Origin of the sequence: Methylobacterium gregans (genome assembly GCF_022179245.1) — a bacterium.
GTDB classification, from domain to species: Bacteria; Pseudomonadota; Alphaproteobacteria; order Rhizobiales; family Beijerinckiaceae; genus Methylobacterium; species Methylobacterium gregans.
Map to the genome: position 1 here is coordinate 22,571 of NZ_BPQM01000062.1, position 6,780 is coordinate 29,350.

The window sequence follows — 6,780 nt, forward strand, 5'->3', positions numbered from 1 at the left end:
GCCGGCGCGTCGGAGCGTCGCCGCAGCAGAGGTCCATCACGTGTTCTTTTTACAGAACGAAGTCAAGCCGCCCGCCCCAAGAACGCAGCGGACAATCCGCGCTGTCGCGGTTCGCTTTCCGCGCTCGTTCAGGGTGCGTCCGGTGTGAAACGCAGCGCTGCGAGAAAAAAACTCCCCCTGTACCGACGCGAGGGGATAAAACTTATCCCCATCGTCTGTCCTGTAGAAAGAACGTCGTGCCCTCGCGACGCCTGCCGCCTAGCGGGTGATCCGCTTCGGTGTGATCGGATCGCTCGCCGGGAAGGTTTCCTCGAGCGACTCGTCGAGCAGCCGTTCCTGGCGCGCGCGCAGATCCTCGCCGTCGCGCCGCTCGCCCGGGGCCGCATCCGCCGCCCGGTCGGAGAGCGGCTGCCCGCGGCCGATGCCAGAGCGGCCGGACGCTCCGCCGAACGACCGCTCGGAGCGACGGTTCGATGTGCCGTCCGCCGTCGGGCGCGGCCGCGAAGCGAGGCGCCAGGCCAGCAGGACGAGTCCAGCGACCGCGGCGACTGCTGCCCCGGCCGCGGCGGTGCCGCCGACGAAGCCGACACCCGGCAACGGGTTGCCTCGCCCACGAAGGGCCTCGATCTTGGCTCGAACATAGGCGTGGCCGGCCCGCTCCGCACCGTCGCCGGAGAGCTGCTCGCGCGCCGCGGGCACCAGCTCGTGCACGTGGCGGTGCAGGCACTGGTCGACCGCGTAGGTCACGTCCTCGAAGCGGTTGAGCCAGCCCGCCCCGCCGCCGCGCCGCGCGAGCGCCCGGAGGTCGCGCATGAAGGCAGCCTGCTCGTGAGCGAGCTCGTCCACGAGCCGCGCCGTGCGGGGCTCCCGCCGCAGCGGCGGGTAGAGGCTGGCGGCGAGCGCCGCGCCATGCCGGTCGAGCTCGTCGATCAGGTCGCCGAGCAGGCGCTCTCGGCTGCGCACGACCCCAGATCCGTTCAGGGCGTTCGGCGTCTCGTGGATCAACTGCGCGATGTTCGCGTGGTCGTTCTCGATGCGCTGCCAGATGTCCATACGGTCGTGTCCTTCCGGGCGGCCCGGCTTCCTGTTCGGATCCGCCGCTCCTGTCGTCCTCATTAGGCGATCGGTGCGGCCGTTTGTTCCACGCCGGCCGCGTACCGTGGCAGGACTTAGCCCTGCTGGCGCCGCTTCAGGCTGCTCTCGTCGCCGGAGAGATCGGTCATCGGGTTGGCCAGCCCGCTGGTGTTGCCTTCTCGTCCTCCGGCCGCGCGCTCGTCCGCGCCTTCGGCCCCCTCGGCCCCGCGCGCGTCCAGGCGGTTGCCGGCATGGTCCTGGTACTGCTCGGTCTGCACGTGCTTGCTGTCGAGGCCCCGCTCGTCGGTGTGCCGGCTCTTGTCGCGGTTGCTCAGCACCATGTTCTCGGGGAGGATCCCCTCCGGCAGATCGGTCATCGCACCGGTGCCGGACTGCTTGCCCTGCGCGCCCGGGCCGATGCTGTTCTTGCTGGCGTTCGCCATGATCATCCTCCGTCTTCGCTCCGCCGCCTGACCGGCAGGCGTCAGGCGAACGAAGATGGCCGCGCGACGCGGCAGAGCAAGCGGGGCGATTGCGAATTTATCTGTCCATCATTTCGGAACAATTCGCCTGGATCGGGGATGGCGGTCGACCCATGTTGCCGGACCTCATCATGGATCAACTCTGGTTGGTCTTCGCACTTGCGCCGATCTGATCTTGCGGAAACGTTCGTCTCCGCGATGAACCAGGTCCTCGGGTCGGCGTTGCCTCCTCGAACGGCTGCGTCCCCGGCACGGGCCGCGCCGAGAGGCATCAGGGAGTACCGCCATGGACCCGAAGACGCGGCCCGACGCGGCCGAGCCGCATGACTCGCTGCGCAGCTTCGACGCTTATGCCGACCGCAATGGTCAGGATCTTGGCCAGGACGAGGCACGCGACGTCGCCCGTCCGGCGCGCCTGCAGCAGGAGATGGCGGAGAGTCCGGACTGGCAGGCCGAGACCGCCCGCACCGCGTCCGGCTTCCAGCGGCTCGATGCCACGAGCGGCGGCAGCATCGCCTTGGTCGAGGCGACCGAGGCCGAGACCCCGCCGGAGAATCTCGACCGCATCAGCAATCCCAGCACCCGGCGCTGAGCGCGTCCTCCACCTCGAAACCAGCGGAGATCCGATGACCACGAAGCCACCTCCCGTGCCTCCGGCAAACCGCTCGGACAAGGGCCCTGGCAGCGCCACAGCGGCGCCGACCGAGACCGGTCCGAAGGGCTCCGGTCAAGCGCGCGACCCCGACAAGGTCGGGCAGGCGGGAAATTCGAAGGTCAACACCACCCACCAGGGATATCAGCAGGACCGATGAGCACATCGAGCAAGAATCCGGCGGCCGACCGCCACCATGGCGGCCCGGGCAGCAGCCATCAGGACGCCTCGAAACCTCGCGCCGAGCAGCGCTCCGGCCCCACGCCGGGCTCTCCGACGAACGACACGCGCTCGCACGTCTCGGGCGGCGGAGGCGAACGCGACCGGCACCACCGGCACAGCGGCCAGGGTCACGCCCCGGACCGCTCCGACCGGTCGCACTGAGCTGTGGCCGAGCGGGCGCGGCCGATCTCGTTCCCGCTCGGTGCCGGAATCCTGTTCGGCCTGGGGCTCGGCGGGTTCTTCGACGGGATCGTGCTGCATCAAGTGCTGCAATGGCACCACATGCTGAGCAGCTGGTATCCCGCCGATTCGATCGACAACATTCGGCTGAATACGCTCTGGGATGGCCTCTTCCATTCGGGCACCTACGTGTTCGTCGTGCTCGGCCTGTTCCTTTTCTGGGGCGCGGCGCGCCGGCCGCACGTCACGTGGTCGACCTCGCGCTTCGTGGGGGCGGTCCTCACCGGGTGGGGCGGGTTCAATCTCGTCGAGGGCCTCGTCGATCACCAGATCCTCGGCGTGCATCACGTCAACGAACTGGCTCCGCGGGAGCACTGGTTCATCTGGGATCTCGGTTTCCTCGGCTGGGGTCTCGCGATGATCGCCGCCGGCGCGTGGCTGATCGTCCGGCCCGGTCGGCCGGCCTCTGGCCGATGACGAGGCCCGTGCCTTCGGACGGACGATGGGCTCGAACCCGTCTGCCGGCACTCGCGTGGCTGATGCTGCTCCTCGGTCTCGTGCTTGCGACGTACCCGGCGTGGCGCCTCCTCTTGATCCAGCCGGAACTGCCGCTGGACGGATTGCTGCGGCTGCGTTGCTGACCATTCTGCGGCAGCCTCGGTTGACATCGCCCGGTTGACGCTGCGCGCACGAACACCCTAGACACGACAGGCTCGCCGCGCGAAGCACGCCGACGGGGCTTCGCGCCCGTGGAAGGGTGGCCGAGCGGTTTAAGGCAGCGGTCTTGAAAACCGCCGTGGGGGCAACTCCACCGTGGGTTCGAATCCCACCCCTTCCGCCAGCCGGTCTCGTTCCTTTAGGGGATTCGGCGTGCGCGGTGCGTCACCCCACAAGATACCCAACCATCGTGCAAGTTGCCGGAGGTGCGCCGTGCCATCCGCTTCGTGCGCCCCATCACCCGCGGTATGCTCCGGTCTGAGCCCCGGACACTGTTCGTCTTCGGGGGCGCACCTGCGCCATGCAGGCCTCGCCGGGCAGGCCGAGGCGATGTGAAGCGAGCCGAAGACCGTCGGGATTCCGACGAAGCGCGAGTCGTCGCTGCACTCGAGCTCTTTCTTCAGCGACAGCGACGTGAACGCCTAACAGAGGACGCTTGGACGCCCTGGTCCGGTTGCGGAAGCGGCTCAAAAGTCTGCGGAGCGATGATGGAGCGGAGTTTGCCGGGCGTATGCTTGTCCAGTGGGCTGACCTGAGTAGAAACGAGATAAACGTCTCCGGGCCAGGCAAGCCGACCGACGATGCCTACAGCTTCGATGACCGCGCACGGCCAGGCCGTTATGGCTGCCGAGATTGTCCATCACGACGATGTCGCCGGGTCTGAGTTCGAACACAAGCACCCGTTCGACGAGGCCTGGAAGGCATCACGCTCGATCGGCCCCTCCTGCACGAACGGTGCGGCGAGCCTGCGCAAGCGTCGCCCCGCCACGAAGGCTGCGCACTTCCAATGACGCGCGAGCAGAGTGGAGTCGCCGGACCGACCCATCCAATCAAGCGGCGCAAACAAGAACTGCAAGATTGAGGGTGCTGGTTTTGCTGAAAGCTGTGATGGACGTTATCTATGACATCATTGAATTGTGCCGGCTTATTCATGCCCGGAGTGCTGCCTCTCTATTCCGGGTCCGGCGCCAGCGCTGGTGTCGTCAATATGCCTGATCACGCTCTCGGGACGTCGAGATCCGCGGGCGCTCTCATCATCAGAACGCAGACCCCGTGCATGGAACGCTGACATGAGCGGAGGGTGAACCGCCACGAACGACGGATGGATCGACAAGTGAATCGTCAGGAACGGTGCATGGATCGACACGATCGGGGAATCGAACGGCGTTACTGAGCGCGTGCACGGACAATCCGTGTCACTCAGAACAGATGGCGCTCGGACGACGAACGAATGTCGTCGTCCACGTGGCGCACGGATCGGGAGATAGGTGCGGTTGTCCTGTCCGATCAAGCGGGCCGCATCGGACCCCCTGACAATAACCCCGGCAGCGTCCTCCGACTCTGCTGCGGCGAGCGCCTTCGGCGGCACCCGCGCCTCGCCCGGTCGCGCGGCTCCGCGAGTGCCCTTGGCGCTGCTCGGACCCCTGCCTCAACAGGAGAAGGCTCCGTGGCGAATACGGCGATCGAACAGCCCCCGGTCACAGCCGCGGCAGAGCCGCTCCGGCACGAAAAATACGACCGCCTGATCGCGCGTGCGCGTGCGCAGCCGCCTCTGCAGGTCGCGGTGGTCCATCCCTGCGACGAGAGCGCGCTCGGAGCCGTGCTTGAGGCCGCCGCCCTCGGGCTCGTCGAGCCGGTGCTCCTCGGGCCTCGGGCCAGGATTGTCGCCGTCGCGGCTGCCCTGAAGGCCGACATCGCCGGGCTACGAGTCATCGATACCCCGCACAGCCACGCGGCCGGCGAGCAGGCCGTCGCCCAGGTCCAGGCCGGCGAGGCCGAGGCGCTGATGAAGGGCAGCCTGCACACGGACGAACTGATGGCGCCGGTGGTACGACGCGCGGGCGGCCTGCGCACCGCGCGCCGTCTCAGCCACTGCTTCGTGATGGACGTTCCGGGCCACGCCACGCCGCTCATCATCACCGACGCCGCCATCAACATCGCGCCGAGCCTGGACGAGAAGCGCGACATTGTTCAGAACGCAATTGAGCTCGCCGAGGCCCTCGGTCTCAGACCGATCCGGGTCGCGATCGTGTCGGCGATGGAGACGGTGAACCCGAAGGTTCCCTCCACCCTCGATGCCGCGGCCCTGTGCAAGATGGCCGATCGCGGCCAGATCACGGGCGCCCTCCTGGACGGGCCGCTCGCCCTCGACAACGCGATCGATCTCGGCGCGGCGCGCATCAAGAATATTCAGTCGCCGGTGGCCGGCCGCGCCGACGTGCTCGTGGTCCCCGATCTTGAGGCCGGCAACGTGCTGGCCAAGAGTCTGACCTTCCTGGCGGGTGCCGACGCGGCCGGCATCGTGCTCGGCGCCCGGGTGCCGATCATCCTGACGAGCCGCGCCGATTCGCGTCTCACCCGCCTCGCCTCCTGCGCGATCGCCTCTCTGTACGCCGCATCCCGGCGCGCGGCGCGCGCCTTGCCGGACGTCTAGGCGATGCGTGCGGCCCTGCTCGTCCTCAACGCCGGCTCGTCGAGCCTGAAGTTCCAAGTGTTCGAAGCCTGCGAGGAGGGGCCTGCGCCCGATGAGGACCGACCGCGCCGGGTCTTCCGCGGGCTGTTCGAGGGCCTGGGCGGAAGCCCGCACCTGGTGATCCGGGACCGCGACGGCCTGATCGTCGCGGAAGATAGCCCGGCGGCGCGGCGCGGGCGCTACGGGCATGAGGACGCACTGCTCGCCGTGGCCGAGTGGTTGCGCGGCCACCGCGGCGGATACCGGCTCGCCGCCGTGGGGCACCGCGTGGTGCACGGGGGGCGCGCCCACACGGCGCCGGTGCGCGTGGACGACGCGGTGCTCGACGCCCTGGATCGCCTAGTGCCGCTGGCACCGCTGCACCAGCCGCACAACCTGGAGCCGATCCGCATCGTCCGCCGGCAATTCCCCGACCTGCCGCAGGTCGCCTGCTTCGACACCGCCTTCCACCACGCGCAGCCGGAGATCGCGCAGCTCTTCGCTGTCCCGCGTGAGATGACGGAGCAGGGCGTTCGCCGCTACGGCTTCCACGGCCTCTCCTACGCCTACATCGCCTCGATCCTCGGCGACTACGCGTCCGAACTCGCCGCGGGCCGCGTGGTAGCCGCCCATCTCGGCAACGGCGCGAGCCTATGCGCCCTCCGGGCGGGCCGCAGCGTCGCGACGACGATGGGATTCTCGGCGCTCGACGGTCTGCCGATGGGCACGCGCTGCGGCAGCCTCGATGCCGGTGTCGTCTTCTACATGCTGCGGGAGATGGGGCTCACCCCGGATGCGGCCGAGCGCCTGCTCTACACCCGCTCGGGCCTGCTCGGCATCTCCGGCGTGTCGAACGACATGCGCGCACTGCGCGCCCGGGCAGGCGCGGACCCGGATGCCCGGATGGCGATCGATCTCTTCATCTATCGCATCGGGCGCGAGATCGGTTCGATGGTCGCGGCGCTGGGCGGGATCGACGCCATCGTCTTCACCGGCGGCAT

Annotated in this window: 7 protein-coding genes, 1 tRNA gene and 3 pseudogenes; 8 read left to right on the plus strand and 3 right to left on the minus strand. The window is 68.7% G+C overall.

Going from position 1 to position 6,780, the window contains the following annotated elements; genetic code table 11:
- Positions 1 to 717 precede the first annotated feature (717 nt).
- Positions 718 to 1,116: pseudogene (locus MFF54_RS27795) on the minus strand (hemerythrin domain-containing protein); the annotation flags it as partial.
- A 53-nt stretch (positions 1,117 to 1,169) separates the two neighbouring features.
- Positions 1,170 to 1,517 carry a hypothetical protein gene (locus MFF54_RS13310; RefSeq protein ID WP_238303406.1) on the minus strand — a complete coding sequence of 116 codons (348 nt, stop codon included), beginning with the start codon at positions 1,515 to 1,517 and terminating at the stop codon, positions 1,170 to 1,172.
- A gap of 325 nt (positions 1,518 to 1,842) precedes the next feature.
- Between MFF54_RS13310 and MFF54_RS13315 the strand changes: the two genes are divergently transcribed.
- From MFF54_RS13315 to MFF54_RS13340, 6 genes and pseudogenes are all read left to right on the plus strand, one after another.
- A complete protein-coding gene (locus MFF54_RS13315; RefSeq protein WP_238303407.1) occupies positions 1,843 to 2,148 on the plus strand; it encodes a hypothetical protein in 306 nt (101 codons plus the stop codon).
- Positions 2,149 to 2,182: 34 nt separating this feature from the next.
- Positions 2,183 to 2,368: a hypothetical protein gene (locus MFF54_RS13320; RefSeq protein WP_238303408.1), complete on the plus strand. Its 186-nt coding sequence runs from the start codon at positions 2,183 to 2,185 to the stop codon at positions 2,366 to 2,368.
- On the plus strand, positions 2,365 to 2,592 hold the full coding sequence (locus MFF54_RS13325) for a hypothetical protein (protein WP_238303409.1): 228 nt from the start codon (positions 2,365 to 2,367) through the stop codon (positions 2,590 to 2,592). The genes MFF54_RS13320 and MFF54_RS13325 overlap by 4 nt, the downstream gene beginning before the upstream one ends.
- A gap of 3 nt (positions 2,593 to 2,595) precedes the next feature.
- Complete coding sequence (locus MFF54_RS13330; protein WP_238303410.1) at positions 2,596 to 3,087, plus strand: DUF2243 domain-containing protein; 492 nt, start codon at positions 2,596 to 2,598, stop codon at positions 3,085 to 3,087.
- 274 nt (positions 3,088 to 3,361) lie between these two features.
- Positions 3,362 to 3,451, plus strand: a tRNA-Ser gene (locus MFF54_RS13335).
- 312 nt (positions 3,452 to 3,763) lie between these two features.
- Positions 3,764 to 3,937, plus strand: a pseudogene (locus tag MFF54_RS13340) (IS3 family transposase); the annotation flags it as partial.
- On the opposite strand, the pseudogene MFF54_RS13345 reads toward MFF54_RS13340, so the two are convergent.
- Positions 3,930 to 4,117, minus strand: a pseudogene (locus MFF54_RS13345) (IS630 family transposase); the annotation flags it as partial. The pseudogenes MFF54_RS13340 and MFF54_RS13345 sit on opposite strands and share 8 nt — an antisense overlap.
- 657 nt (positions 4,118 to 4,774) lie before the next feature.
- Between MFF54_RS13345 and MFF54_RS13350 the strand changes: the two are divergent.
- Positions 4,775 to 5,761: a phosphate acetyltransferase gene (locus MFF54_RS13350; RefSeq protein ID WP_238303411.1), complete on the plus strand. Its 987-nt coding sequence runs from the start codon at positions 4,775 to 4,777 to the stop codon at positions 5,759 to 5,761.
- Between the two features lie 3 nt (positions 5,762 to 5,764).
- Positions 5,765 to 6,780: acetate/propionate family kinase (locus MFF54_RS13355; RefSeq protein ID WP_238303412.1), on the plus strand; the 1,016-nt coding region annotated here is incomplete at its 3' end.